The sequence below is a fragment of the Variovorax sp. TLI9-5A genome, from assembly GCF_056867935.1.
Window position 1 is genome coordinate 2,215,421 of sequence record NZ_CP200310.1, and the last position, 26,967, is coordinate 2,242,387.

Genomic DNA, 26,967 nt, shown 5'->3' on the forward strand with positions numbered 1-26,967 from the left:
CTGCGCCCGGCGGCACATCCGGCACATCCGGCGAATCCACGGTGCTGATGCGCGTCAAGCCGGAGGCGGTCGGCGTCAACTGCTCCTTGGGCGGCGCGCGCGTCGAAGCCGGCCTGGACGTCGACGGCAATCACGCGCTCGCGGACAGCGAAGTCACCTCCACGCAGTACATCTGCAACGCCACGGCCGGGGTGGATGGCCTCAGCACGCTGGTGCGCATGCGGGCCGAGCCCGCCGGCACCAACTGCGCGCTAGGCGGCTCGCAGGTGCTGGCCGGCAAGGATCTGAACCGCAATGACGTGCTCGAGGATGCGGAGGTGACCAGTTCGGCCTACGTCTGCGGCGGTGCGCCGGGAGCGACGGGCGCCGCAGGGTCGAATGGCCGCGACAGCCTGCTCGCATTCGCGGCCGAAGCCCCGGGTGGCACCTGCACCTATGGTGGTCAACGAGTGCAATCCGGGCTGGACCTGAACGCCAACGGCGTGCTCGATGCCGCGGAGGTCACGGCCACGGCCTACGTGTGCGCGGCCGCGCCAGCCGATACGCGCTGGGTCAGTGTCACCGCCTCGAGTGTCCAGACCGAGTCGAACACCGGCTATCAGGCGAATTCGAGCACCGGCGTCACGCTCACGCTGCCGCCCGCGCCCACGGTGGGCGATTGGATCAAGGTGGTGGGGGTGGGCAGCGGCGGGTGGACCATCGCGCAGAACGCGGGGCAGCGCATCGACACCCGCAGCCTGCCCGGCGGATCGGACTTCGACTGGCGCCCGGTGGGGCCCACCGGTAGCTGGAGCGGCCTGGCCTCGTCCGCCGATGCCACTCGTCTGGCGGCAGTATCCAGCAGCGGCGAGTTGTACACCTCAAGCGACTCCGGTGCGACCTGGAACCTGCGCCTCACGGGACAGCCCTGGAGCGGCGTCGCTTCTTCCAGCGATGGCCTTGCGCTGGTCGCTGCAACCAACGGCGGTGCGATTTTCCGCTCGACCGACGGCGGCAGCACGTGGTTCGACGACGGATCGTCCCGAGCCTGGAGCGCGGTGGCCAGCTCCGCCGACGGGTCGCGCCTGGTCGCGACTGCCTACAACGGGCAAATCTGGACCTCGGCGGACGGCGGTGGCAGCTGGACGGCGCGTGAGTCGAGTCGCACATGGCGCGCCGTGGCTTCTTCGGCCGATGGCCGGGTTCTGGTGGCGGCCACCAATGGTGCCCAGCTGTATGTCTCGACCGACTATGGCGTGAACTGGACCGCGCGCGCGAGCGCCCAGTTCTGGTGGTCGGCGGCGGCGTCGGCGGACGGCAGCATCCTGTACGCCACCGTGGACACGGGCGCCGTCTGGGTCTCCGCCGATTCCGGTACCACATGGGAATCGCAGACCGTCAGCCGGGATTGGCGAGGCATCACCACGTCCGCCGACGGCCGCTACGTCGTGGCCGCCACCAGCGGTGGCCGTATGTACGAGTCCAGCGACCGCGGCCAGACCTGGCGCGCGACCGGCGACGCCGGTGCCTGGACCGCGGTCGCGAGCAGCGCCGACGGCGTGAAGGTGGCCGCCGGCAAGTCGGGCTCGGCCATCCAGCTCGGCGCGCGTCGCATTTCGACCACCCTGGGCGTGGCCGGATCGATTTCCGGAGGGCAACAGGACTCGCTGGAACTGCAATACGTGGGAGGCGGCGTGTTCATGCCCGTTGGCTACGTGTTGGCCAATGTGGCATTCGTCGTTCGCTGAAGCCACAGGCCCACGACCAACCGACGCCGCACCCGCGCCTCACCACGCATACCCCGCCTGCACCCGCGCAGCGACCCTGCTCCCGTTCCCACTGCTCGTAGCCGTCGAAAGCCCCACGCCCAGGTTCAGGTTGTCGTTGACCTGATAGCCGAAAGCGACGCCCACCCCCGACGCACCCGCGTAGTTGCCCACGGCCGCGCCCATCCATTTCTTCCCTGCAGCCAGCGTCGGCATCGACGGCATGGCCAGGGCGGCCGCTACGCCTTGCGCGGCAAACGCATTGGCCTGGCTCGTTGCGTTGGCAACGGCCTGCTGCAGTTGGCCGAGGTTGACGGCGTCTGTGCCCAGCACGCCGGGCGCGACATTCGTGATGCCGCGCAACTGGTTGGTGGCCGCGTTGCCCACCGACACGGTGTTGTCGCGGTCTGCCACCGACCCCTGGCCCAGTGCCACGGCGTTGCTGCCGCTGGCCAGTGTGTTGGCGCCCAGCGCGACGGCGTTGTTGCCGGTGGCGATTGCGTTGTTGCCGACGGCGGTGGTCGGGTCGGCCAGTGCCTTCGCGCCCGCGCCGATGGCGACCGAGCCCGCGTGGCTGGCCTGCGCGCCGTTGCCGACGGCGACGGTGTTCTCTCCATTGGCCTGCGCGTTGGTGCCCATCGAGGTGCTCCCCGCGCCGCTGGCGCCTGCGCCCGGGCCGCAGGCCACGGAGCCGCTCGCGCTCACCGCGCACACGCCGCTGGAAAGCGCCTGATTCATCAACGACTGCAGCGCCGTGACCTGCTGCACGGTGAAGTTGTTCGCGGTGGTGATGGCCGTCTGCTGCGCCTGCTGCACCTGGCCGACGTTGGCCGCGTCGGTGCTCGCCTGGCCCGCGCTCACGTTGCTGATGACGGTGCCCGCGCCGCCGTTGGCGTTGAGCTGCAGCGTGGTGCCGCCCGCGACGTACTGCGCCGAGTTCTGCGCCAGGCCGAGGGCTGTGTTGGAGGTCTGCTGCACGGTATAGAGCTGGCTGCCGTTGACGGCATCGGTGCTGGTGGCGCTCACCGTGCCCGCGCTCACGTTGACGAGGGTGCGCGTCTGGCCCGCCGAGCCGAAGGAAACGGTGTTCGCCGCGGTGGCGACAGAGTTGGCACCGATGGCCACGCTGTTGGTCGCGCCGCTGGCGACCTGGCTGCCCGTGCCGACGGCCACGCTGCCTGTGGCAAGCGCCGATGCGCCGGCCGAGCCGTTGTAAGCACCACCGATGGCCGTGCTGCCATTGCCCGACGCCACCGCGCCCTGGCTGGCGCCCGAGGCGCTGCCGATGGCGACCGCCGAGATGCCCGACGCCTGTGCGCCGCTGCCGCCGGCCGTGCCGGGAAAGCCGCAGCAGCCTTCCGCGCCCTGGCCTCCCGCGCCGACCGCGATGGCACCGCTGGCCGAAGCCTGCGCGCCGCTGCCGCCGGCGCCGCCCGTGCCACCCGCGAAGCCCTGGCCGGCAGTGCCGCCGCCGCCGATGGCCGTCGCGCCGTTCGCGCTTGCGCTGGCACCGGCGCCGCCCGTGCCGCCGGTGCCGCCAGCGGTCCCGTTGCTGCCGTTGCCGCCCGCGCCGATCGAGGTGGCGCCGTCTCCCGAGACCGTGGCCGCGCTGCCGCCGCCGCTGCTGCTCCAGCCCGGCTGGTTGGGGCCGGGGTTGCCGGCGTCACCGGCCACGTAGCCTGCTGCGTGTGCGCTGCCCATGGCGAGCAGAGCCACGGCCGGCAAGTACCGGCACGAGAGCTGGAGTCGAGTGAGCATGGTTCTTCCCTTGCAAAAACGGATAAGACAAAACGCGGCCGAGTGTGTCTTTTTGTTTTCATGAGTTCCATACCCGAGAACTGGTAGATCTGGCTCTGGCGGCCTTCGGATCAGCGCCTGCAGTGCGCCGCGTCATACTCTCGGCCGGATCGTCCCTTCCCTTGAAGATGGGACGAAGCTCCAACCGAAAGCCGGGAGTGGAAAAAATGATGACCGCATGCTGGCGTGCACCCGTAGCAGCACTGGCGCTCGTGTTCTCGATGCTGATGAGCGCGTGCTCCACGCTGCCCTTGCCAGTGTCGGACCGGCCCGTCACGGCAATCGCCGACTTCTCGGACACGCCGCTCGACGCGATCACGCGCAAGGTCCTGCCCGGCGATCGTTCCGACGACCGCTCGGGCTTCCAGCTCCTGCCCTACGGCCCCACATCGTTCGCCACCCGCATCGAACTTGCGAAGCTCGCCACGCGCAGCCTCGACGTGCAGTACTACCTGCTGGCCGCCGACAACACCGGCCGCGCCCTGATGCGCGAGCTGCGCGACGCGGCGCAGCGCGGCGTGCGAGTGCGGCTGCTCGTCGACGACCTCTACACCACCGGCGAAGACGATCTGCTGCTCGCGCTCGCCAGCTACCCCAATGTGCAGGTGCGCCTGTTCAACCCCTTTCCCGGCGGGCGCGGCAGCGACCTGACGCGCTTCATCAGCTCCGGCCTGGAGTTCGGCCGCATCAACCGGCGCATGCACAACAAGCTCTTCGTGGCCGACAACGTCGCGGCCGTGGCGGGCGGGCGCAACATGGCCGACGAGTACGTGATGAATGCCTCCGGCAGCAACTTCATCGACATGGACGTGTTCGCCGCCGGCCCGGTGGTGCGGCAGCTGTCCGACGAGTTCGACCACTACTGGAACAGCACCGTCGTCTACCCCGTGGGCCGCATCGCCAGCAGCGCGCTCACGCCCGAGCAACTGCGGCAGAACTTCGACAAACTCACGGCCGCCGCCAAACCGCCGCAGGCGCCGCGCATTCCGCCCGACGGCAGGATCGCCAACCCCGTCGAGGGCGAGCCGTCCCTGCTGCCGCAGGAGATGCTGCCCATGCTCAACCTGCCCTTCGAACTGGCCGAAGCCCAGCTCAGCCCGCTGCTTTGGGCGCATGCCCGCGTGCTGTTCGATCCGCTCAGCAAGACCGAGGGCCTGAACGAGCGCGAGAACTCCATTAAGGGCACGGTGACCGAGGGCGTGATCCAGTGGTTCCGCACCTCGCGCTCGAGCATCAAGATGGTGTCGCCGTATTTCGTGCCGTCGGACGCGGCGGTGGCCAGCCTCGCGCAGGCGCAGGCCGCGGGCATCAAGGTCGAGCTGGTCACCAACTCGCTGGCTTCAACCGACGAGCCCTGGGTGTATGTGGGCTACTGGCCGCACATCCACGAGCTGCTGAAGGCGGGCGTGGCCATCTACGAGCTGAGCCCCACGCTGAGCGTGAAACGCGGCAAGCTCGGCATCTTCGGGCACCGCACTGGCGCGCTGCACATGAAGAACGGCATCGTCGACCACAAGGAAGTGTTCCTCGGCTCGATGAATCTCGACCCGCGCTCGGCCCACCTCAACACCGAGCTGGGGTTGATCATCAAGAGCCCCGAAATGGCCAGGCAGCTCGACAGCTTCGCCGATGCCGGCAGCGCCTACCGCCTGCGGCTGGACGCCGGCGGCCGCAACATCGAGTGGACCGAGGAAGACGAGAACGGCAAGCAGACGGCCTACGACGTTCCGCCCGAGACCACCGCGTGGCAGCGGCTCAAGCTGCGGCTGATCGCGCCCTTCATTCCGCAGAGCCAGCTGTAGCGCTGCAGTTGCAGCGGCCGCTCACACGTTGCTGGTCGCGCGCACTTCCTCGATGCTGGTCTGCCCGGCCAGCACCTTCTCGATGCCGTCCTGGCGCAGCGTGCGCATGCCTTCCTGCAGCGCGGCCTGCTGGAGCTCCTCGGCGCGCGCGCCGGTCTGCACCAGCCGCCGCAGCGTCTTCGACATGCTCATCAGCTCGTGGATGCCCACGCGGCCCTTGAAGCCTGTCTCGGCGCAATGCTTGCAGCCCTTGCTGGTGTAGGTGTGCAGCCGCCCGTCGCGGCCGTGGCGCTGCATCCAGCCGGCCAGCACCGCCTGGCGTTGCGCCGGGTCGCGCTGCTGCTCGGGGCCGAAGGCGTGCATGTAGTCGTTCAGCAGTTCTTCGACGGCCTCGGGGCTCGCGGGCGTGCCGGTGGTGCACTGCGTGCACAGGCGGCGCACCAGGCGCTGCGCGAGCACGGCCAGCAGCGAGTCGGCGAAGTTGAACGGGTCCATGCCCATGTCCAGCAGGCGGGTGACGGTCTCGGGCGCGCTGTTGGTGTGCAGGGTCGACAGCACCAGGTGGCCGGTCAGCGAGGCCTCGATGGCGGTCTTGGCGGTCTCCTCGTCGCGGATCTCGCCCACCATGATCACGTCCGGGTCGGCGCGCACGAAGGCGCGCAGCGCCTTGGCGAAGGTCCAGTCGATGCGCGGGTTGATCTGCACCTGCCGCAGCCCGGTCTGCGTGATTTCCACCGGGTCTTCCGCGGTCCAGATCTTGCGCTCGGGCGTGTTGATGTGCATCAGAGCCGAGTGCAGCGTGGTGGTCTTGCCCGAGCCCGTGGGGCCCACGCACAGCACCATGCCGTAGGGGCGCTCGATGGCCTTGGTCAGCTGCGCGAGGTTGTCGGGCGACAGGCCCAGCCGGTCCATCGGAATGGGCTTGGCCGAGGCCAGGATGCGCATCACCACGTCTTCGAGGCCGTTGTTGGTGGGGATGGTCGCCACGCGTAGCTCGATGCGATGCTGCGGTGAGTACTTCGCGAAGTTGATCTTGCCGTCCTGCGGATTGCGCTTCTCGCTGATGTCGAGGTCACACATGATCTTGATGCGCGCAACGATCGCATTGCGGTAGCTCGGCGGCAGCTCCAGGTAGGTGTGCAGCACGCCGTCGCGCCGGAAGCGGATGCGCGTCTTCTCCTGGCCGGGGTAGCTCTCGATGTGGATGTCGGAGACGCCGTCGCGGTGCGCCTCGACGATCATGCTGTTGATCATGCGCACCAGCGAGTTGTCCGACTGCTCGATGGGCGCCTCGCTCAACGCCGGCGGGGCGGAGACCTCCTTTTCCAGCGTCTGCAGCAGCTCGCTGGTGCCGGCCACGTCGAAGTCCAGCGGCTGGCTGGGGTCGAGGCTGGCCGCGAAGGGGTTGGGTGCGGCACCGGTGTGCTCGCCGATTTTTTCGTATGCCGCGTTCAGCACGCCGTCGAGGTCCAGGCACTGGCCGACCACCGGCGTGACCTTCATCTGCGCGATGAACTCCACTTCGTCGAGCGCCGAATGCCGGCTCGTCGGGTCGTCGATGGCGACGATGAGCCGCCCCTCGTGCAGCATCAGCGGCATGACCTGCAACCGCCGCGCCACCGCATGCGGCAGCTTGCGCAGCGCCTCGGCCGCCGGCGGATAGAGATGCAGGTTGACCAGCGGATAGCCCATCTTGCGCACCAGCGCCGCCTGCAGCTGGCCCCGGCTCACCACGCCCATGCGCACCAGCGTTTCGCCAAGCGGCACCATCGGGTCCATCTTCTGCCGGTCCAGTCCTGCGCGAAGCTGCTCCTGCGTGATCATGTCCAGCGAGATCAGCGCCTCGCCGATGCGCGCGATGGGCGTGCGGCTCTGCGCGTCGAGCGCGTTCAGCAACTGCTGCGGCATGACGACTTCGTTGATGGACATGGGGGAGGTTCTCCTGCTCGATTTCGTGCATGGATCGTAGAGCGGGATCGTGTCCATTGCCACAGGTTTGAGCTTGAGTACGCAAGTACTCAAGTTAACAACGAGTCAACCTGCGACGCCCACCGGCGGCACGGTCCGTGCGCCGGATTTCCTGTCGTCCTACGCGCACCAGCCGCCGCCTCGCCAAACATGGGAGGAATGCATAGATACGTACTTGTCACCGGCGCAGTGCTGGGCATGCTCGGCTTCGCGGCGAGGGCCGAGCCCATCAAGCTGCCCGTCGACAGCGACGAGAAGGGCTCCGTCTACGTCGCCCCCAACGTCAACCCCACCGAGACCTCGGCCACCGTCAACGGCGCCACGGTCGGCGTGCAGCGGCCCGATGGCAGCGGCACCTACATCGGCACCGACACTTCCACACCCCGGCCCACGTACTCGCTTGGCGCGAGCACCGGCGGCAACGTGTCCTTCTCGGGCGGCTTGCAGTCGGACGGAAAGGCCAACAACGGCGTGAAGGCCGGGGTGACGATCAAGTACTGAGGGTGGATCAGACCAGCGTGCCGTACACGATGAAGCCGTCATGCGTCGCGACCTTGTCGTAGAGCGTGCGGCCCGCCGTGTTGGTCACATGCGTCTGCCAGTACACGCGATGCACTCCCGCGTCCTTCGCTCGTTCGTACACGCCGTGGATCAACTGACGTCCGACGCCCGTGCCGCGCTCTGAAGGCAGTGTGAACAGATCCTGCAGGTAGCAGGTCGGCTCCAGGCGCGTGGTGCTGCGGTGGAACAGGTAGTGGGTGAGGCCTGCCAGCTTGCCGTCGAGCTCTGCCACCAGCGCGTGCACCGGCTCGTAGGCATCGAAGAAGCGCCGCCAGGTCGCCTGCGTGACCGGGTCCGGCAGGGCGGTTGGGCCTTCGCGCCCGTAGAAGGCGTTGTAGCCGTCCCAGAGCGGCTTCCATGCCGCGTAGTCTTCTGGCACCGGAGGGCGGATCAGCAGGGAAGAAGTCATGTCGTCGGGAAACTGCACGTTGAAAACGTGCAATTGCAACATGGCCCGGGCTCAGCGAACGAAGAATTCCTTCAGCGCTTCTTCAGGCAGCTGCCCATGCAGGCCGATGGCGACCACTCCGGCGCGGGCCAGCCCTGAAGGCGGCGCGGCCTTGCGAAGCGAGCCGTGGCGGCCGGCGTACTGCACCTCGGACCACTCTTCGCCAGCCGTACCGTGGCCGGTGCGCAGCAGGCCCTTGAGCCGCAGCACGCCCGCAGGCATTTCGCGCAGCCAGGCACGCAGCGTGGCTGCGGGAATCATCGCTTCGGGCTGCGCGCTCCAGGTCTGGAACAGTGCGCCATGGTCGGGCGAGTGATGGTCGTGATCGCAATCGGGGCCGCATGTGTGGGCAGTGCCCGAGGCGCGCTGCGGCAGCCCCGACAGCAGTGACAGCGGCACTGCCGCCTCCGTGGTCTCGATGCACGGCGTTCCCGACGCGTTCGCCTCGACCCATGACCTTGCCGCGACCAGCGCATCAGCCGATGCGATGTCGGCCTTGTTCAGCACCACGAGATCCGCCGACTTCAGCTGACGCGCCAGCGTATCGGCCAGCAGCGGATCGATCGACTGCCGCGCCGCCGCGCTCGCGTCCACCAGCACGATCACGCCCTCGAGGCTCAGCTCCGGCGCCGCCATGCCGATCTGCGCGATGCGCCACGGGTCCGACACGCCGCTGGCCTCGATCACCACCGCGTCGAAGGGCGTCTTCGCCTCGATCACGTCCACCAGCGCTCGCCCCAGGTCGTCGCCGATCTGGCAGCACACGCAGCCGTTGGTCAGCGCCAACGTGTCGCCATGCGTGGCGGCGATCAGCCCGGCATCGATGTTGAGCGCGCCGAAATCGTTCACCAGCACCGCCATGCGCAGGCCCTTGGCCTCGCGCAGCCAGCGGTTGAGCAGCGTGGTCTTGCCCGCGCCGAGGAAGCCGCCGATGACGGTGAGCGGAAGCCGCCTTGCAGGCATCACGCGCCCTGGCCTCTCTGAGCCTCGAAAACGCGGCCCGAAAGCACCGTGCCCCACACGCGGGCGTCCTTCAGCGCCATCGGGTCCATTTCGAACGGGTCGTCTTCCAGCACGCAGAAGTCGGCGCGCTTGCCGCATTCGATGCTGCCGATCTCGCCGTCCAGCTTCAGCGTCCATGCCGCGCCCAGCGTGATGGCGCGCAGCGCCTGCGCCACGGTGATGCGCTCGGCCTCGCCCAGCAGCCGGCCCTTGGGCGTGATGCGGTTGACGGCGCACCATGCGGTGAAAAGCGGCCCGAGCGGCGTCACCGGCGCGTCGGAGTGGATGGCCAGCGGCACGCCCGCCGCGAGCGCGCTGCCGCAGGCATCGAGCCGGTTGGCGCGGTCGGGGCCCATGGTCATCTCGTAGTGCTGGTCGCCCCAGTACCAGATGTGGTTGGCGAACAGGTTCGCGCAAAGGCCCAGGGCGGCCATGCGGCGGAACAGCGGCGCGTCGATCATCTGGCCGTGCTGCAGCGTGTGGCGGTGGTCGGGGCGCGGAGCGCGCGTCAGCACGCGCTCGATGGCGTCGATGGCCACCTCGCTGGCCTCGTCGCCGTTGGTGTGCGTGTGGATGGTGAGGCCGGCGCGGTGGTAGGTCTCGAAGTCGGCCTCGTACTGCGCGGGCGCGGTCACCCAGATGCCATTGGGCGCGCCGTTGAAGTGCCCCGGCCAGCGCAGCCGCGCCGAGAAGCCCTGGATCGAGCCGTCGAGCATCATCTTCACCAGGCCGTAGCGCAGCCGGTCTGTGTTGCGCGGCACCAGCGACTTCACATGCTCCGCGCCTTGCGCGGCGCCGTGCGTGCCATGGAAGGCCTGGAACGCGGGGAGGATGCGCACGCCGAAGCCGTCGTCCGCCGTCACCGCCTCCAGCACGCCGCAGTCGTCGGGCGTGAGCTTGTTGACCAGGTCGGTCGCGGTGGTCACGCCCTGCAGGCAGGCCAGCCGCGCGAAGGAGCGCACGCCGGCCTCGGTCATCGGCGCGAGCAGGCCGGCGTTGCCGATCTTGCGCAGCACCAGGAACATGGCGGCCGGCTCCTGCAGCTCGCCGGTGGGCTCGCCTCCATTGGCGCCGTCCGCGAACTTGACCACGCCCTCCACCTCGTTGTCGCGCGTAATCTCGGCAATGCGCAGCATCGCGCTGTTGACGTTCATCAGGTGGCCGTTGGCATGGCCGATGACGATGGGCCGCGTGCTGCTCGCGCGGTCGACGTGGTGCACCGTCATGCGCTCGCCGCCGAAGTAGATCGGATCGAACCCCCAGGCGACGAGCGGCTCGCTGTCGGGAATGCCGTCGGCCGTCATCTTCGCGGCCACCTCCGACAGGCGCGAGACCACCTCGTCCATCGAGCGCAGCCCGCTCCACACCTTGCCCTCGGGGTCGCGGCGGTCGAACCATCCGAGGTACGTCCAGTCCCACATGCTGCCTTCCTTCAGGTGGCAGTGGCCTTCGACGAGGCCGGGCATCACCACCTTGCCGGCGAAGCGCTCGTCGAGCGTGAACGGACCCCAGCCCTGCATGTCCGCGAGCGCGCCCACGGCCAGCACTCGGCCGTCGCGCACCGCCACGTGGGTGGCGTGCGGCTGCATCGGGTTCATGGTGATGATCTTGCGGGCCGAGTAGATAGTGGTGGTTGTCTGGCTCATGGCGATGTGGGAATCGAAAGAGGAGGGCGCGGCAGCCCGTCGACGAGGTCGACGCGCCTGCAGCGTACCCAATGATCGGGTGCGACTTCGCGCAGCGGCGGCAGCTCGGCCGCGCAGGCGGCCTCCGCCACCGGGCAACGGCCGGCGAAGCGGCAGCCCTTGGGCGGATCGATGGGGCTGGGCGGGTCGCCGCTCAGCTTGATGCGGTTGGCCGCGCGCCGGCGCCCGCCGCTCACCGTGGGCACGGCCGACATCAGCGCGACGCTGTACGGATGCAGCGGCCGCGCGAAGAAGCTGCGGCGCGGCGCGCGCTCGACGATCTGGCCCAGGTACATCACGGCGATGTCGTCGCAGATGTGTTCCACCACCGCCATGTCGTGCGAGATGAAGAGATAGGTCAGGCCCAGCTCGCGCTGCAGCCGGGCCAGCAGGTTCAGTATCTGCGCGCGAATGGCGATGTCGAGCGCCGACACCGGCTCGTCGCACACCACCAGCTCCGGGTTGGTGGCCAGCGCCCGCGCGATGTTGATGCGCTGGCGCTGTCCGCCCGAGAACTGGTGCGGAAACAGGTGCTGCTGCTCCGGCCGCAGGCCCACCGCCTCGAAGAGCTCGGCCACGCGGCGCGTGCGCTCCTCGGGTGTGCCCACCCGCATCAGGTCCAGCGGCGCGCGCACGGCGGCGCCCGCGCGCTCGCGCGGATTCAGCGAGGAGAACGGGTCCTGGAAGATGATCTGCATCCGCGTGCGCGCCTGCCGCAGCGCCTCGCCCTGCAGCGCACCGAGGTCGGTGTCGCCCAGCTGCATGCGGCCCGATGTGACGGGCGCGAGCCGCATCACCGCCAGCGCGGTGGTGGTCTTGCCCGAGCCCGATTCGCCGACCACTGCCAGCGTGCTGCCGCGGCGCACTTCGAACGAGACGCCGTCCACCGCCTTCACCACCTCGGGCGTGCGGCCCCAGCCGGCCTTGCCGCGCGGAAAGTGCACCTTCAGGTCGTCGACCGAAAGCAGCGTGTCGGTCTTGCCGATGAACGTCATGCGGCCTCTCTTTCGCGTTGGTCGAGCGCTTCGGCATGCAGCCAGCAGGCCGCGCCGTGCGGGACGCCCGCGGCTACTTCGCCATGCACCGCGAACATCGGCGGCACCTCGGCGGCGCAGCGCGGCATCGCGCGCGGGCAGCGCTCGCGGAAGGCGCAGCCGGTGCCCAGCTCCCATATCGAAGGCACCACGCCGGCGATCTCGGCGAGGTCTTCGCGTCCGTCGCCTTCCTGTGCCGTGCTGCTGCCCAGCTCGGGCAGGCAGTCGATCAGGCCGCGGGTGTAGGGGTGGCCGGGCTCCGACAGCACCTGCTCGGTGGTGCCCTGCTCGATGACGCGGCCGGCGTACATCACCATCACCCGGTCGGCCATCTCGGCCACCGCGCCCATGTCGTGCGTGATGAGCATGATGGCCGTTCCCTTCTCGCGCTGCAGCTCGCGCAGCAGGTCGAAGATCTGGGCCTGCACCGTCACGTCGAGCGCGGTCGTGGGCTCGTCGGCGATCAATATGTCGGGCCTGCAGGCCAGCGCCATCGCGATCATCACCCGCTGGCGCATGCCTCCGGAGAGCTGGTGCGGATACTCGTCCACGCGCCGCTCGGGCGCCGGAATGCCCACCTGCCGCAGCATTTCGATGGCGCGCTGCCGCGCCGCATGCGCGTTCATTCCGGCATGCAGCTGCAGCGATTCGCCGATCTGGTCGCCCACGGTGAACACCGGGTTCAGCGAAGTCATCGGCTCCTGGAAGATCATCGAGATGCGGTTGCCGCGCACCTCGCGCATGCGGGCATCGGTGGCTTGCACCAGGTCTTCGTCCTGGAACAGCACCCGGCCGCTGCGGATGCGCCCCGGCGGCGAGGGAATGAGCCGCAGCAGTGCCAGCGCCGTCATGCTCTTGCCGCAGCCCGACTCGCCGACCACGCACAGCGTCTCGCCGGCGCGGATCTCGAAGTCGACGCCGTTGAGCACCAGCGCCTGTCCGCGCCGCGTCTTAAATTCGACGTGCAGGTCCTGCACGCGCAGCAGTGTGTCGCTCTGGTTCGGCATCAGCGTTCCCTCAGTTTCGGGTTGAGGGCATCGTTCAGGCCGTCGCCGATCAGGCTCACGGCCAGCACGGTGATGAAGATGGCCGCGCCGGGGAAGGCCACGGCCCACCAGCACGAGAGCACGTACTGCCGGCTGGAGCCGATCATCAGCCCCCAGCTCATCTGGTTCGGATCGCCCAGCCCGAGGAAGGACAGGCCCGCCTCGAACAGGATCGCCGCGCCGATGGCCAGCGTGGCCGACACCACCAGCGGAGGGAGCGCGTTCGGCAGGATCACCTTCCAGATGATGCGCGCGTCGCGCGCGCCGATGGCCCGCTCCGCGCGCACGAACTCCAGTCCCCGGTACTTCATGAACTCCGCGCGCGTGAGCCGCGCGGTGCCGGTCCAGCTCACGATGCCGATGGCCAGCGTCACCGTCACCAGCGTGGGCGAGAACAGCGTCACCACCACCATCGCGAAGAGCAGGGCGGGCAGCACCTGGAAGAACTCGGTGAGCTTCATCAGCGCGGCATCGACCTTGCCGCCGTAGTAGCCCGCGAAGGCGCCGAGCGTGATGCCGATCAGCACCGACAGCAGCGCGGCCACCGCACCCACCAGCAGCGTGGCGCGGCCGCCGTAGATCAGCGCGGTGAGCACGTCGCGGCCGAGGTAGTCGGTGCCGAGCCAGGCTTCTTCGCTGAAGGGCGGCGTGAGCGGCGCGGCCTTGATCTCGAACGGGTCGGCCGGGTAGAGCCACGGCCCGGCGATCGCCACGAGCAGCACGATCAGCAGCATCGCCATGCCGGCGATGGCAGCCGGGTTGCGCAGGAACATGCGCATTGCCTCCACGCCGGGGTGCTCGACGCGCACGGCGGGTCTGGAAGAGGCTGCAGCGGCAACGGAGGGCATTGCGATCACCTTGCTCATGAGGCCTTGATCCGCGGATCGATGAAGCGGTAGCACAGGTCGGTGAGCTGGTTCATCACCACCACCACGATGGAGGAGAAGAGCAGTACGCCGAGGATGGTGGGGTAGTCGCGCCGCAGCACCGACTCGAAGGCCAGCCGGCCCAGGCCCGGCCAGTTGAACACCGTCTCCACAAGGATCGCGCCCGCCAGCACGTTGCCGAACTGCAGGCCCAGCACCGTCACCACAGGCAGCAGCGCATTGCGCAGTGCATGCTTGTAAAGCACCACCCGGTCGGCCAGCCCCTTGGCGCGCGCGGTGCGGATGAAGTCGGAGCCCAGCACGTCGAGCATCGACGAGCGCGCGAGCCGGCTGTACTGCGCGAGATACACCAGGCTCAGCGTGAGCGTGGGCAGCACCAGGTGATGCGCCACGTCGAGCATGTCGGCGAAGCCGCCGCCGCCCGTCGAGTCGATGGAGCGCATGCCCGCCACCGGCAGCACCGGAAACACCGAGGCCAGCAAGATCACCAGCATGATCCCCAGCCAGAACACCGGCGCCGCGAAGCCCACCAGCGACAGCACGGTGATGAACTGCGAGAGCAGTCCGTTGGGCCTGCGCGAAGACAGCACCCCCAGCGCGGTGCCCACGAGGAAGGCCAGCAGCACCGCGCTCAGCACCAGCAGCAGCGTGGCTGGCACGCGCTCGGCGATCATGCTCGTCACCGGCAGGTTGAAGAAGTACGAGTAGCCCAGGTCGCCCTGCGCCACCTTGCCGAGGTACACGCCCAACTGCACGGGCAGCGAGCGGTCGAGCCCGTACTGCGTGCGCAGTTGGGCCATCAGCTCGGGCGACATGCCGCCGCTGGCGCCGGCGATGGTTTCCACCGGGTCGCCCGGCGCAGCGTGCACCAGCACGAAATTGAGCACCACCACGGCGAGCACCAGGCCCAGGGCCTGGAGCAGCCGCGAGGCGGCGTAGCGAAGCGTGCCCATGATGTCGTCCGCCCGCCTACTTCAGGTACACCTCGTCGAGCGGCGACAGCGGCCCCCAGATCGTGACCGGCACATTCGCCATCTTCTTGCTGGTGATGGTGTGGTACGGCACCTGGTTGATGAACTCGATGGGCAGTTCGTCCGTCACGATCTTCTGGAAGGTCGCGTAGTAGGCCTTGCGCTGCGTCGGGTCGATCAGGCCGCCCGCGGTGTTGAGTAGTTCGTCCACCTTCGGGTTGGCGTACGACTGGGTGTTCGTCCAGACGATGGGCTTGATGTTGGTCGACAGGTAGGTGCGGTGCACGCCGATGATCGGGTCGCCCCAGTTGAACACCGTGTCCATCGACATGTCGAAGTCGTGCGAGGCCAGCCGCTTGGCCCAGGCCGGGAAGTCGGCCGAGGCGCGCACCTCCACCGTGATGCCCACCTTCTTGAGCTGGCCGCGGATGTACTCGGCCACGTTCTTCTGCTGGTCGTCCGCGCCCGGCAGGTAGTCGATGGTGAGCTTGAAGCGCTCGCCGCCCGCGCCGGCCTTGTAGCCGGCGGCATCCAGCATCTCGCCGGCTTTCTTCAGGTCGAGCGGGTAACGCACCAGGTCGGGCACGGCGAAGGGGCTGCTGGCCACCAGCGGCCCGTCGGAGACGGTCGCGAAGCCGCCCATCAGCGCCTTGGCGATGAAGTTCTTGTCGATGGCGGTGGCGATGGCCTTGCGCACCTGCACGTCGGACAGCGGCTTCTTCGCGGTGTTGAAGGCCAGCCAGTTGAGCGCGCCGATGCCGTCGTAGCCCTTGGGCGTGATCGACACCCTCGGGTCGTTCGCGAAGCGCTTCAGGTCCGTGGGCAGCGTGGCGAAGGGCAGCATCTGGATGTCGCCGCGCTCCAGGCCGAGCACCAAGCTCGCCATGTCGGGCGTGACGTTGACGATCACCTTGTCGAGATAGGGCTTGCCGGTCAGGAAGAACTTGTCGAAGCGCTCCATCACGATGCGCTGCGCGGGCTTGAACTCCGTCACGCGGAACGGGCCCGAACCCACCACGTCGGTGGTGTTGCGCGGATGGTTCTTCAGGTCCTGCCCGTCGCCGTAGATGTGCTTGGGAAGAATGGGGCACAGCGCTGGCGACATCGCGAGCACGATGGCCGGATGCGGCACGCTCATGCGGATGACGGCCGTGTACGGGTCGGGCGTGTCCACCTTCTCCACCGGGCCCATCATGGTGGTGAACGGATGGTTGGCCTTGATGGCCATGATCGAGAAGGCCACGTCGGCCGAGGTGACGGGCTTGCCGTCGTGGAACACCGCGTCCTTGCGCAGCTTGAGCGTGAGCGACTTGCCGTCGTCGGCCAGCTTCCACGACTCGGCAAGGTAGGGCTGCGGGTTCCACTTGTCGTCGAAGCGCAGCGGGCTCGCGAAGATCTGCGTGGAGGGCAAGGCGGTGGCAATGCCGGACTGCACCGCGCCGTTCAGGTGCCGTGGCGTCTGCGTGCTGCCGATCACCAGCGTGCCGCCGCGCTTGGGTTCTTCAGCCGCGAAGGCGGAGAGTGGAAGCAGGTTGCTCGCGGCCAGCAGCGTGGCGGACAGCAGGGTGGTGCGGCGCGTGAGCAGGGGAGAAAGCAGGGGAAGCTGCGGAAGCGGGGAGGGCGGGAGCTGCATGACAGGACCTCGGAGAGTTCGACACAGGCAATCGGATTCGGCCTTCATCGGCGTGATGCGATGCGAAGGCCTTGTGTCGAAGATAGGCGCTGGGTGCATGCCGGCGAAGAGCCAACCCGCTGCGACTCGCAGGGCCAGAAGGGGTGGGTTTGCCCCGTTGTGCGGCGAGGTGGTGCGCCACTTCGGGGAATGCGCGACGGCGGTGCGCCGCGCTGCCTTTCTCCTTGCTTGCGTTCCTTGCTTCCTTCTCTTCCCTTTCTCTATTTCTCGTCGCGCAGCCAGTACCACTTGTAGAGCATGCGCTGCCCCATGCGCCTGAACGGCGCGAAGGCGCGCGACTCCACCACGCCCAGCACGTTGGGAAAGGGCAGCTGAGAGTGGTAGATGGGCAGCTCGAACACCTCCCGGCCCGCGTCCTTGCCCGCCACGCGCTCGGCCAGCCGCTTGCCGGCCCAGGTTGAGAACGACACGCCGTTGCCACCGTAGCCCACCGCGTACCAGATGCTCCTGGAGGCATCGGGCTGGGTGATGCGCGGCATCATGTCGTGGCTCATGTCGACCCAGCCCCACCACGAGTAGTCGATGCGGATGCCCGCCAGCGGCGGGAACTTGCGCGCGATGGCGTCGGTGAGCAGCTTCAGGTGCACCGCGCCCTCGGCGTCGGCACCGCTCACCGCGCTGCGGCTGCCGATCTGCAGCCGGTTACCTTCGAGCAGCCGGTAGTAGAAGCGCAGCGTGCGCGTGTCGGTCAGGAATGTCTTCGAGCGGAAGTTGGTCGCCTGCAGCTCCGCATCGGTCAGCGGGCGCGTGACCACCGAGTTCGACAGGATCGGCATGATCCGGTCCTTCAACATCGGGTTCAGCGCCTGCCCCGTGTAGCCGCCGGTGCACACCGCCACGCGGCGCGCGCGCACCACGCCGCCGGGCGTGCGCAGGTGGTGCACGCCGTCGATGGTCTCCCAGCCCTGCACCGGGCTCGATGTGTGCACCGTCACGCCCAGCGCGCGGGCGCGCCGCATCAGGCCGAAGGTGAACTTCAGCGGATGGATGCCGATGCCCTCGGCCTCGTAGAGCGCGCCGACGGTCTCGCGCTCGTCGCAGTAGTCGCGCCGCACTTCCTCGGCGCTCATCATGCGGGTGGCGTAGCCGAACTTCTCGCGCATCAGCCGCGCCTCGGCATCGAGGATGGGCAGCTTTTCCTTGCGGTGCGCAAGATAGAGATGGCCGCCGTCGCAGGCGTCGCAGTCGATCTGCGTGGTGAGGTGGCGGAAGTTCTCGAAGCCGCTGCGGATCTCGGCGTCGAGCTTCTTCGCGGTGTCCAGGCCCCAGCGCTCGATCCACTGAGAGCGCTTGAGCCGGCCGCTCGCGTTCTGTCCCTGGCCGCCGCTGCGGCTGGAGCAGCCCCAGGCCGCCTGGTTGGCCTCGAGCACCGTGGCGCGGATGCCGTGCTCCTGCGCGAGGTACAGCGCGGTCGACATGCCGGTCGCGCCCGAGCCGATGACGGCCACGTCGACATCGATGTCCTGCGTGAGCGGGCCGTCGTCCTCCGGCGGCGTGCCGGCGCTGGCCACCCACCAGGTGGGCGCGTAGGCGCGGCCGGCGCCGGGGTCGGGGGCCAGAAGCGGGTCGTACTGCGGGTCGTAGGGGCGGGGCGGTGCCTTGGGCGCCTGCTGCTGATGCTGGAGCGCCGCGCTGTCGATGCTGGCTGCGCTGGCGTCCACGCGGCGCGCAGTGCTTGTCATGGTCATGAAAGGCTCCAATCGAAGAAGAGAGCTGAAGAACGGTTCACCTGGCGGCGGGCAGGTTCGGCCGAGCCTTGCGGAACACGTTCTTCAGGTGGATCTTTCCGTCCTTGAAGGTGAAGACATCGATGCCGTCGGTCTCGATGCGGCTGCCGTCGGCGGCGGTGCCGGTGAAGGTCCACTGCGAGGTGCCGAAGTCGCCATGCACGAAGTGCACGCCGTTGGTCCATTGCGCATCGGGTACCGTGGCCCACGCGGCGGCGAAGGCGGTGCGCACCGCATCGGTGCCGACGTGGCGCGTGCCGCAGGCATCTGGGCCGGCGGCGGTCTGGAAGATGCAGTCGGGTGTCATGAAGCTCATCAGCGCGTCGATGTCGTGGCGGTTCCAGGCATCGCTGAAGGCGGCGAGGGTGTCGGTGGTCACTGCGGGAGCGGCGGAAGAAGAAGGCATGGCGGTTGCACTGTGGCTCGTGAATTCGATGAAGCAAGGGTAGGCAGCGGCATGCCCGCGCGATAGGGCCAGTTGCGGGAATTCGACCGAGCCAGAACGCCACGGATGCGCCACGGATCGGCATGCCTGCCCTAAACTGCGGCGCACCATGCCCCCGAATCCGCGAGCCATCCAGTGGGCGCAGCTGTTCGCGCTGCCCGATCAACCGGCGCTGCCGCTGCAGGCCCGCCTGCGGACTGCCGTTGTGCAGGCCATCCTCGAGGAGCACCTGGCGCCCGGCGCGCCGCTGCCTTCCTCGCGCGAGCTGGCCGCGCTGCTCGGGCTGAGCCGCAACACCGTCACCTCGGCCTACCTGCAGCTGATCGACGAAGGTTTTCTGGAAGCGCGTCCGCGCAGTGGCGTCTTCGTGGCGCACGGCGCGCGGCCACTCACGGCGGTGCACGCCGAGCCGCTGGTGGGGCGCAGCGGCCAGGCGACCCAGCCGCCGGACTGGTCGGGCCGTGTGCTGCGCTCGCTGGTCGACAAGCCCACGCTCTCCAAGCCCGACCGCTGGCGCGACTACCCGTACCCGTTCGTCTACGGCAACTACGACCCGCAGCTGTTTCCCACCGAAGACTTCCGCGAATGCTGTGCGCGCAGCCTGGCGCGTTCGCAGTTGCCGCACTGGACACCCGACTTCGAGACCGACGACGTGCCCGATCTCATCGAGCAGATCCGCACCCGCCTGTTGCCCAAGCGCGGCGTGTTCGCGCTGAAGGAAGAGATCCTCGTGACCATGGGGGCGCAGCACGCTTATTACCTGCTGGCCGAGGCGCTCTTCGACGAACAGACCCGCGTGGGGCTGGAAGAACCGGGGCATCCGCATGCGCGCAACAGCTTTTCATTGCGGCAGCCGAAGTGGGTGGAGGTCGATGTCGATGAGGACGGGCTGGTGGTCGATGCACTGCCTGCGGCCGACTATCTGTTCGTTACGCCCTCGCATCAGAGCCCTACCACTGCGACGCTGAGCCTGGAGCGGCGGCAGTGGTTGTTGCGTAAGGCAGAGCTGCAGGACTTCGTGATCATCGAGGACGACTACGAGGCGGAGAACCTTTATGAAGGTACGCCGATGCCTGCACTCAAGAGTCTGGACAAGACGGGGCGGGTGATTTACGTGGGCTCTGTTTCGAAGAGCCTTTCGCCTGCGCTGCGGCTTGGGTTCATTGTTGCGCCCCGGGCGCTCATCAAGGAACTGCGGGTGATACGGCATGCGATGGTGCGGCATCCGAGCGCTTTCTTGCAGCATGCTTATGCGCTGTTTCTCTCTCTTGGGCATCACGAGTCGCATGCTCGGCGAGTGAACCATGCGATGCAGGAGAGGCTTGCGTTGGCTGCTCAGGCGTTGAGGGAGCATTTGCCGGATTTCGAGTTCCGGTTGCCTTCGGGGGGGCTTCCATCTGGGTGCAGGCGCCTACCTGGGTTGATGCTACTGAGCTTGCTTTGATGGCTCGGAGTCATGGGGTGTTGATTGAGGCGGGGGATGTGTTTTTTGCTCGGCCTCCTTATCCATGTCCGTTCTTTCGGTTGAGGTTGTCTTCTATTGCGGCTGGGCAGATTCCGGCTGGGATTCGGGCTTTGGCTTTGGCTGTTGGGGAGTTGGCTTTGGCTCGTGGTGAGGTGCGTTCTTTGGGTGGGTTTACTCACTGAGGGGTGTTTGCTTCCCGGGGCCGGGACTCGCCCCGGCGGGCGACCTACTTTTCTTTGCTTCGCCAAAGAAAGGTAGGCAAAAGAAAGGCGACCCCACTGTCTGCGACCCCTTCGCTGCGCTACGGGGCAACCTGCGGTGCTCGCGTTTCGCGGGGTCTCGCAGAACTCGCTTCGCTCAAACAGCTGCGAGCCCTGATCCGCGAAACGCTGCGCTCCTCGGCGCAGCCAGAGGGGGGTGGGGACGTGCGGGCCATCGCTACGCTCGGCCGCAGGTGCCCAGCAGGCGCTTCGCGCCTGCTGGGCTTGGAATGGGGCGGAGGGGTGTTGGTTGCGTGCGCTGTTGGCGTCGTCGGAATTTGTTCTGCCCTTGAATCCCCGGCCGAGCGAAGCGAAGGCCAGTCCAGGCTGTTCAAGAAGCCGAGCGAAGCGAGTTCTGCGGACCCCCTCCTACGTCGAGCACCGCAGGTTGCCCGTAGCGAAGCGAAGGGACGCAGACAGTAGGGTCGCCTTTCTTTTGCCTACTTTTCTTTGGCGAAGCAAAGAAAAGTAGGTCGGCCGCCGGGCCGAGACCCGGCTCCGGGAAGCAAACCAGCCACAAAAAACCAAAACGCACCTCCCCCGTGCAAGACGCACCACAACAAGGGTATTTCCGTACCCACTGGCTCCATCCCCACCCCATTGCTGGCACTTCCTGGCCGCAGACGTTAAGTGCAAAGTCCCCGAAGATTCACCCTCAAGGAGAAACCCGATGACCATGTCCCGCCGTCTCCCCCTCCAGCTAGCCATCCTGGCCACCACCCTCGCAGCCCTGTACGGCACGAGTGCCCACGCACAGCAAGCCAAGGAAGTCACCTTCGCCCACCAGGACATGCTGGTCCCCCTGCGCCTGGTCATGGAATCCGGCGAGGTAGAAAAAGCCACGGGCTACAAGATCAACTGGCGCATGTTCTCCGGCGGCGGCGACGTGATCCGCGCGATGGCTTCAGGCGACGTGCAGATGGGTGAAACCGGCTCCAGCCCGCTGACGGCTGCGGCCAGCCAGGGGCAGGACATCAAGCTGTTCTGGATCTCGGCCGACATCGCGAACGCCGAGGCGCTCATCGCCCGCAATGCGTCGGGCATCAGCAGCATGAAGGACCTGGCCGGCAAGAAGGTGGCGACGCCTTTCGTGTCGACCGCGCACTACCAGCTCATGGCCGGCATGAAGATGGATGGCGTCGACCCCAAGAGTGTGAACGTGATGAACATGCGCCCGCCCGAAATCGCGGCGGCATGGGAGCGTGGCGATATCGACGCGACCTTCATCTGGGACCCGGTGCTTTCCAAGATCAAGGCCACGGGCAAGACCATCGCCACCTCGGGCAGCATTGGCGCGCGCGGTGCACCGACCTTCGAGGGCATCGTCGTCAATGCCAAGTGGGCTGCGGCCAACGAGGCTTTCATGGTCGCCTTCGTGAAGGCGCTCAACCGCGCGAACGAGGAGTACAAGGCCACGGGCAAGAGCTGGACGCCCGATTCGCCACAGACAAAAGCCATGGCCAAGTGGACCAAGGCCGATCCGAAGGACGTTGGCGCGGCCATGGCGCTGTACACTTTCCCGACCATGGCCGAGCAGGTTTCGCCCACGTGGCTGGGTGGCGGCGCGGCCAAGGCGATGGCCAACACGGCTGCCTTCCTGAAGGAGCAGGGCCGGGTGCAGGAAGTGAAGCCCGACTACAGCGCCTTCGTGACGACGGTGTACGTCGACAAGGCGATGGGCAAGTGAGCCGGGGCCACCACGCATGCCCACGCTCGACATTCGCGACCTGACGGTCAACTACGCGGTCAAGGGCGGCACGCTTCAAGCGCTGGCGCCCGTGAACCTCACGATGCACGACGGCGATTTCGTCGTCGCGCTCGGCGCCTCGGGCTGCGGCAAGACCACGCTGCTCAACAGCATCGCGGGCTTCCTGCCGCCTTCGACCGGCGAGATACTGCTCGACGGCAAGCCGGTGGCCGGCCCTGGTGCCGACCGTGGCGTGGTGTTCCAGAAGCACGCGCTGATGCCCTGGCTCAACGTGCGTGACAACGTGGCGCTGGGCCTTCGCCTGGGCGGCATGGGCAAGGCGGAGCGCGACCGCGTCGCTGAAGAAAAATTGAACCTCGTCGGCCTGCAGAAGTACGCCGATCGCGCGGTGTACGAACTGTCAGGAGGCATGCAGCAGCGCGTGGGCATTGCTCGCGCGCTTGCCAGCGACCCGGCCGTACTGCTGATGGACGAGCCCATGGGCGCGCTCGATGCCTTCACGCGCGAGCAGGTGCAGGAGATTCTTCTGCAGGCCTGGTCCAAGTCGAACAAGATGGTGTTCTTCATCACGCACTCGGTGGAAGAGGCGCTGTTTCTCGCCACGCGGCTGATCGTGATGAGCCCTAGCCCAGGGCGCATTTCGCACGTGTATGACGACGTGCCGTTCTCGCGCCAGTACCTGTCGCACGGCGATTCGCGCAAGGTGAAGTCGGAGCCTGAATTCATCCGTATGCGTGAAGAAGTGCTATCGATCATTCATCATCGCGAGGTTGCACATGCCTGAGGTGTCGATTGCATCCCCCGTCGCCATGACGCCACCGCCTTCATCTTCAGCCAAGCCCGCCGCACCGACCGCGCCGGCTGCAGGCACCAAGCTCAAGACCAGCGCCTTCAAGGTGCCGGGCGAGGGCTCCAGCGTGACCATCAGCATCGTCACGGTGATCGTGCTGGTGGCGCTGTGGTTCATCGTCACGAACATGGGCTGGGTGAAGCCGCTCTTCCTGCCCACGCCGCAGGCGGTGTTCCAGCAGTTCTACGAATACCTCACCGGCCAGGCCAACGACAAGCCGCTGTGGCAGCACTTCCTGGCGAGCATGTTCCGCGTGTTCTCGGCCTTCCTGCTGGCCTGCGTCACTGCCATTCCGGTGGGCATCGCGATGGGCATGAGCCGCTTCTGGCGCGGCATCTTCGATCCGCCGCTGGAGTTCTACCGGCCGCTGCCGCCGCTGGCGTACCTGCCGCTCATCATCATCTGGTTTGGCATCGACGAGCTGCCGAAGGTGCTGCTGATCTTCCTGAGTTGCTTCGCGCCGCTGGCGCTGGCCGCGCGCTCGGGCATGCGCAGCGCGTCGCAGGAGCAGATCAACGCTGCGTATTCGATGGGCGCGAGCTACATGCAGGTGATACGCCACGTGATCCTGCCCTCGGCGCTGCCCGACATCCTCGTGGGCATGCGCATCGCCATCGGCTTCGGCTGGACCACGCTGGTGGCCGCCGAGATGGTGGCGGCCAACATGGGGCTGGGTCAGATGGTGCTGAACGCGTCGAACTTCCTGCGCACCGACATCGTGATCATGGGCATCATCGTCATTGGCGTGGTGGCTTATCTTTTCGACCTGCTGATGCGGTGGCTCGAGCGCCGGCTTGTGCCTTGGAAAGGGCGCATGTGACCGGTGGCGGCGGTGCCATCGTCACGGGCATCGGGGGCGGCAGGGCAGGGCCTTCGGTGAGCGCGTCCATCGACTGTTCGAGGTAGTCGAGCATCGCGCGCATCGCGGCGCTGTTGTGGCGGCGCTGCGAGTACGCCGCGTACAGCCAGTGCTCGCGCGGCATGTGCTCGCGCAGCACCGGCACCAGCGCACCGCGCTCCAGGTGCGACTGCGCCAGCGGCTCCGGCACATAGGCCACGCCCACGCCGCGCAGCGCCAGCTCGATGAGCGCGACGGCATCGTTGGCCTCCATGCGGCTGTGCACCTGCACCGCGTACGGATCGCCATTGGTCTCGAAGGGCAGGTTGGTGGTCTGCTTGGCCGAGAAGCTCAGCACGTCGTGGCGGCTCAGGTCTTCGGGCACCTGCGGTATGCCGCGCTGCGCCCAGTACGAAGGCGCGGCGCACACCACCATGTCGAACTGCACGAGGCGGCGCACGATCAGGTTCATGTCGTCGATGCGTCCGCCGGTCAGGTGGATGTCGATGCCTTCCTCGATCAGGTCGAAGTCGTCGTTGGTGAACACCAGGCTCACGTACACGTCGGGGTAGAGCTTGATGAAACCCGCGATCACGTCGGAGAGCCAGCCGGCGATCAGCCCGTGCGGCGCGCTCATGCGCAGCCGCCCGCGCGGATGCGAGCCATGCGCCTGCAGGTCGTTCAGCGTGTTCTCGGCCATCGTCACCAGCTGCGTGCTGCGCTCCAGCAGCACCTGCCCGGCGTCGGTGAGGCTCAGCGAGCGCGTGGAGCGGTTGAGCAGCCGCACGCCGCTGCGGGTTTCGAGCTCCGCCACATAGCGGCTCACCGTGGCTTTCGACATGCCCAGCGAGATCGCCGCCCGGGAAAAGCTGCGCCGGAAGGCGACTTCGCGAAATGTTTTGATGAGGTCCAGACCGTCCATGGTGAGCGGATTGTTCCAGCTTCCGGGATGAGGCTGTCGGCTGTAGGGGCATCGCCGGTTTGGGGGCGCTGCGATGAATACCTCCGTAGCTATACTGCGCCCCGTCACGTCGGAAAAAGGCGTGATCGGGATTGGTCTCCTGAAGCATCTCTGCGACGCAAGCCGCAAGCGCTCCTTGGCGCAGCGGCATTGTTTTCAGTAACTGAACGTCTTGGAGGCCATTCATGGCTGCATCCGCCCGCGCGTCCGCGCGTGTCTCTTCATTTCCCGAATCTTCTTCCGAAGCCGCTGGCGTTGAATCGCTCACGCTGCAGGCCTGCGACGACATAGACAGTCTTCACGAGGTGAGGCAAGCGTATGCGGGCCTCGAAAAGCTCATCGTGCCCCAGCAGGTCAGCGATACGGAAGAGGTCTGCCCGAACCGGTCCGAACTCAGCGCGCTGGTGCGGGTCGTCAACGAAGAACTGCGCAGGCGCATCGAAGCGGCCGAGAACACGCTGCAGTTGCTGCGTGTTGCCGTGGTTGCTAGATGAGCCCCCTGGTCGCCGCCTTCAGCGTCGCGGCCGCACGGGTCGTGCACCCGAGCTTCTGGAACACGCGCTCGACATGAGTGCGCACCGTGCTCGGGCTGATTCCCAGCACACGGGCGACTTCCTTCGTGTTGTGGCCCTGGCTGATGCAGCGCAGGACTTCGAGTTCGCGCTGGGAAAGGGAGGCGTCGACTTGTGCCGGCGCAACGGGCTTTGAGGCGCTGCCCGGCAGAACGCATGCCAGCAGCGCCGTGACGACTTCCTGATCGAAGCGGCCTGCCTTGGCATCTTCCTTCATGCAGTCGAGCGCTTGCGCCTCCGTGAGTTCCGGTCGCCACGGGCGGCGGGTGCGGTGCGATTGCCACTGTTCGGCCGCGGCGACGATCTGCCCCTCCAGCGGCATCGCCGAGCCCGAGCGGCCTCGGAAGTGGCCCGAGCCGTCACGCCGCTCGAAGGCGAAGGATGCGATTTCCGCCTCGGCCGCGAGGCCGTCGATTTGCCCGGCGGCGCGGGAAGTCCAATACGGCACGAGCCGCACGCGCTCCAGCGACGAGGCCGGCAGTGGCTCGGGCGCATTCCAGATCGCGTTGGGAACGGCCGCCCGGCCGATGCCGTGGATCAGGCCGGCCTTGTACGCACGGTGGCACGTGGCTTCGTCGAGGCCGAGCCGTGCGCTGCAGTCGCGTGCCAGTTGGGCCACGCGGCGCGAATAGCCTGTCATCCATGGCAGCTTCAGGTCGATCACGTCGCCGACCAGCTCCAGGCCCATGCGTCGGAGCATCGAGGCGGGCTGTTCTGCGGGCTCGGTCCAAGGCGCGACGGGGGAATCCAGCTCCTTCATCCATGTTGCAGCACAGGGTGCGCTCGCGTCGACGAGGAAGGCCGGGTAGAGGCTGTCCGCGCGTCCGCGCGCCACGGTGAGCGCTTCATCGATCCCGTAGAGACGCCCGAAGATTTCCAGATCGCTCGCCAGCGCCACGACATAGGTCGCGAGCGGAACTTCTTCGCCCTGAAGCACGCCGGGCACACCGCTGCCGTCGTAAGCCTCGAACACGGCGCGCAGGGCCGTCTCGGTCTCGCGGCTCAGCCCCAGCGTGTTCGCGATGTCGCCGGCAATCTCGCAATGGATGTCGGCCATGGCCAGCACCGCATCGGGCACCGGCCCGCTGATGTGCGGCTGGCGCATGCGGGGTGCCCGCGATGCGAGCAGGGCCTGCCGGCCCTGCACATCGTCTTCGAGGAAATCGGCGAACTCCTGCGCATTGGCGGTGCAGCCCGACCAGCGCAACAGCGCGACGTGCTGCACGGCCTCGACCTGCGACGCGTCGCACCCGGCCCCGGCTGCGATCTTCCCGGCGAGCCAGGCCGTGCGCAGCGAGTGATCGGTCGGCTGCCCCATGCTCAGGTCGCCGATGAAGGCCAGCGCGCGGACTGCGTCGAAAACGGTGATGGTCGTCGTGTCGTCGGACATGGGGCAGGCGTGAATCGCGGCGGCGGGCACTCAGCATCGCACAGTTCCCCGGGGCTCTGTCGGTCATCCGACGGATACCGCGTGAGGCGCGGAGGGAAAAGAATGACCGCGT

General features: G+C 67.7%; 21 protein-coding genes and 1 pseudogene. 8 read left to right on the top strand and 14 right to left on the bottom strand.

What is annotated here, in order from left to right; all coding sequences use genetic code 11:
- Positions 1-47: 47 nt before the first annotated feature.
- Positions 48-1,727, top strand: a complete 1,680-nt coding sequence (locus tag AC1VNX_RS10665) for a WD40/YVTN/BNR-like repeat-containing protein (RefSeq protein WP_483161927.1) — start codon at positions 48-50, stop codon at positions 1,725-1,727.
- A gap of 39 nt (positions 1,728-1,766) precedes the next feature.
- Here AC1VNX_RS10665 and AC1VNX_RS10670 read toward each other — a convergent pair whose 3' ends face one another.
- Positions 1,767-3,503 (bottom strand): YadA family autotransporter adhesin, encoded by a 1,737-nt coding sequence (locus AC1VNX_RS10670; protein WP_483156674.1) that lies wholly within the window; start codon positions 3,501-3,503, stop codon positions 1,767-1,769.
- A gap of 206 nt (positions 3,504-3,709) precedes the next feature.
- On the opposite strand from AC1VNX_RS10670, the gene AC1VNX_RS10675 reads away from it, so the two are divergent.
- Positions 3,710-5,344, top strand: a complete 1,635-nt coding sequence (locus AC1VNX_RS10675; protein ID WP_483156675.1) for a phospholipase D family protein — start codon at positions 3,710-3,712, stop codon at positions 5,342-5,344.
- A 21-nt stretch (positions 5,345-5,365) separates the two neighbouring features.
- On the opposite strand, the gene AC1VNX_RS10680 is transcribed toward AC1VNX_RS10675, so the two are convergent.
- Positions 5,366-7,273, bottom strand: a complete 1,908-nt coding sequence (locus AC1VNX_RS10680) for a GspE/PulE family protein (RefSeq protein ID WP_483156676.1) — start codon at positions 7,271-7,273, stop codon at positions 5,366-5,368.
- A 198-nt stretch (positions 7,274-7,471) separates the two neighbouring features.
- Here AC1VNX_RS10680 and AC1VNX_RS10685 point away from each other — a divergent pair, with 198 nt between their 5' ends.
- Positions 7,472-7,813 carry a hypothetical protein gene (locus AC1VNX_RS10685; protein ID WP_483156677.1) on the top strand — a complete coding sequence of 114 codons (342 nt, stop codon included), beginning with the start codon at positions 7,472-7,474 and terminating at the stop codon, positions 7,811-7,813.
- Between the two features lie 7 nt (positions 7,814-7,820).
- Here the strand turns inward: AC1VNX_RS10685 and AC1VNX_RS10690 are convergent, their stop codons facing one another.
- The 10 genes from AC1VNX_RS10690 to AC1VNX_RS10735 all read right to left on the bottom strand — a co-directional run bounded on the left by AC1VNX_RS10690 (position 7,821) and on the right by AC1VNX_RS10735 (position 18,772).
- Positions 7,821-8,282, bottom strand: coding sequence for a GNAT family N-acetyltransferase (locus AC1VNX_RS10690; RefSeq protein WP_483161928.1), 462 nt, complete (start codon positions 8,280-8,282; stop codon positions 7,821-7,823).
- Between the two features lie 51 nt (positions 8,283-8,333).
- Positions 8,334-9,284, bottom strand: coding sequence for a CobW family GTP-binding protein (locus tag AC1VNX_RS10695; protein WP_483156678.1), 951 nt, complete (start codon positions 9,282-9,284; stop codon positions 8,334-8,336).
- Positions 9,284-10,969 carry an amidohydrolase gene (locus AC1VNX_RS10700; RefSeq protein ID WP_483156679.1) on the bottom strand — a complete coding sequence of 562 codons (1,686 nt, stop codon included), beginning with the start codon at positions 10,967-10,969 and terminating at the stop codon, positions 9,284-9,286. The genes AC1VNX_RS10695 and AC1VNX_RS10700 overlap by 1 nt, the downstream gene beginning before the upstream one ends.
- Positions 10,966-12,003 (bottom strand): ABC transporter ATP-binding protein, encoded by a 1,038-nt coding sequence (locus tag AC1VNX_RS10705; protein WP_483156680.1) that lies wholly within the window; start codon positions 12,001-12,003, stop codon positions 10,966-10,968. Before AC1VNX_RS10705 ends, AC1VNX_RS10700 begins: the two co-directional genes overlap by 4 nt.
- A complete protein-coding gene (locus tag AC1VNX_RS10710) occupies positions 12,000-13,049 on the bottom strand; it encodes an ABC transporter ATP-binding protein (RefSeq protein WP_483156681.1) in 1,050 nt (349 codons plus the stop codon). Before AC1VNX_RS10710 ends, AC1VNX_RS10705 begins: the two co-directional genes overlap by 4 nt.
- Complete coding sequence (locus tag AC1VNX_RS10715; RefSeq protein WP_483156682.1) at positions 13,049-13,954, bottom strand: ABC transporter permease; 906 nt, start codon at positions 13,952-13,954, stop codon at positions 13,049-13,051. The genes AC1VNX_RS10710 and AC1VNX_RS10715 overlap by 1 nt, the downstream gene beginning before the upstream one ends.
- A complete protein-coding gene (locus tag AC1VNX_RS10720; RefSeq protein WP_483156683.1) occupies positions 13,951-14,928 on the bottom strand; it encodes an ABC transporter permease in 978 nt (325 codons plus the stop codon). The genes AC1VNX_RS10715 and AC1VNX_RS10720 overlap by 4 nt, the downstream gene beginning before the upstream one ends.
- A 16-nt stretch (positions 14,929-14,944) precedes the next feature.
- A complete protein-coding gene (locus AC1VNX_RS10725; RefSeq protein WP_483156684.1) occupies positions 14,945-16,579 on the bottom strand; it encodes an ABC transporter substrate-binding protein in 1,635 nt (544 codons plus the stop codon).
- A gap of 260 nt (positions 16,580-16,839) precedes the next feature.
- Positions 16,840-18,327: an NAD(P)/FAD-dependent oxidoreductase gene (locus tag AC1VNX_RS10730; RefSeq protein ID WP_483156685.1), complete on the bottom strand. Its 1,488-nt coding sequence runs from the start codon at positions 18,325-18,327 to the stop codon at positions 16,840-16,842.
- A gap of 37 nt (positions 18,328-18,364) precedes the next feature.
- A complete protein-coding gene (locus AC1VNX_RS10735; RefSeq protein ID WP_483156686.1) occupies positions 18,365-18,772 on the bottom strand; it encodes a nuclear transport factor 2 family protein in 408 nt (135 codons plus the stop codon).
- A gap of 148 nt (positions 18,773-18,920) precedes the next feature.
- Between AC1VNX_RS10735 and pdxR the strand changes: the two are divergent.
- The 4 genes and pseudogenes from pdxR (at position 18,921) to AC1VNX_RS10755 (ending at position 23,914) form a co-directional block, all read left to right on the top strand.
- Positions 18,921-20,458 (top strand): annotated as a pseudogene (gene pdxR / locus AC1VNX_RS10740) (MocR-like pyridoxine biosynthesis transcription factor PdxR).
- A gap of 748 nt (positions 20,459-21,206) precedes the next feature.
- Positions 21,207-22,223, top strand: coding sequence for a taurine ABC transporter substrate-binding protein (gene tauA, locus AC1VNX_RS10745; RefSeq protein WP_483156687.1), 1,017 nt, complete (start codon positions 21,207-21,209; stop codon positions 22,221-22,223).
- Between the two features lie 16 nt (positions 22,224-22,239).
- Positions 22,240-23,028, top strand: a complete 789-nt coding sequence (locus AC1VNX_RS10750; RefSeq protein WP_483156688.1) for a taurine ABC transporter ATP-binding protein — start codon at positions 22,240-22,242, stop codon at positions 23,026-23,028.
- A 25-nt stretch (positions 23,029-23,053) separates the two neighbouring features.
- Complete coding sequence (locus AC1VNX_RS10755) at positions 23,054-23,914, top strand: ABC transporter permease subunit (RefSeq protein WP_483161929.1); 861 nt, start codon at positions 23,054-23,056, stop codon at positions 23,912-23,914.
- Here AC1VNX_RS10755 and AC1VNX_RS10760 read toward each other — a convergent pair.
- Positions 23,832-24,854, bottom strand: coding sequence for a LysR family transcriptional regulator (locus AC1VNX_RS10760; protein ID WP_483156689.1), 1,023 nt, complete (start codon positions 24,852-24,854; stop codon positions 23,832-23,834). The two genes, AC1VNX_RS10755 and AC1VNX_RS10760, sit on opposite strands and share 83 nt — an antisense overlap.
- A 224-nt stretch (positions 24,855-25,078) precedes the next feature.
- Here AC1VNX_RS10760 and AC1VNX_RS10765 point away from each other — a divergent pair, with 224 nt between their 5' ends.
- A complete protein-coding gene (locus AC1VNX_RS10765) occupies positions 25,079-25,387 on the top strand; it encodes a hypothetical protein (protein WP_483156690.1) in 309 nt (102 codons plus the stop codon).
- Here the strand turns inward: AC1VNX_RS10765 and AC1VNX_RS10770 are convergent.
- Positions 25,380-26,855: an HD domain-containing phosphohydrolase gene (locus AC1VNX_RS10770; protein WP_483161930.1), complete on the bottom strand. Its 1,476-nt coding sequence runs from the start codon at positions 26,853-26,855 to the stop codon at positions 25,380-25,382. The two genes, AC1VNX_RS10765 and AC1VNX_RS10770, sit on opposite strands and share 8 nt — an antisense overlap.
- Positions 26,856-26,967: the final 112 nt, after the last annotated feature.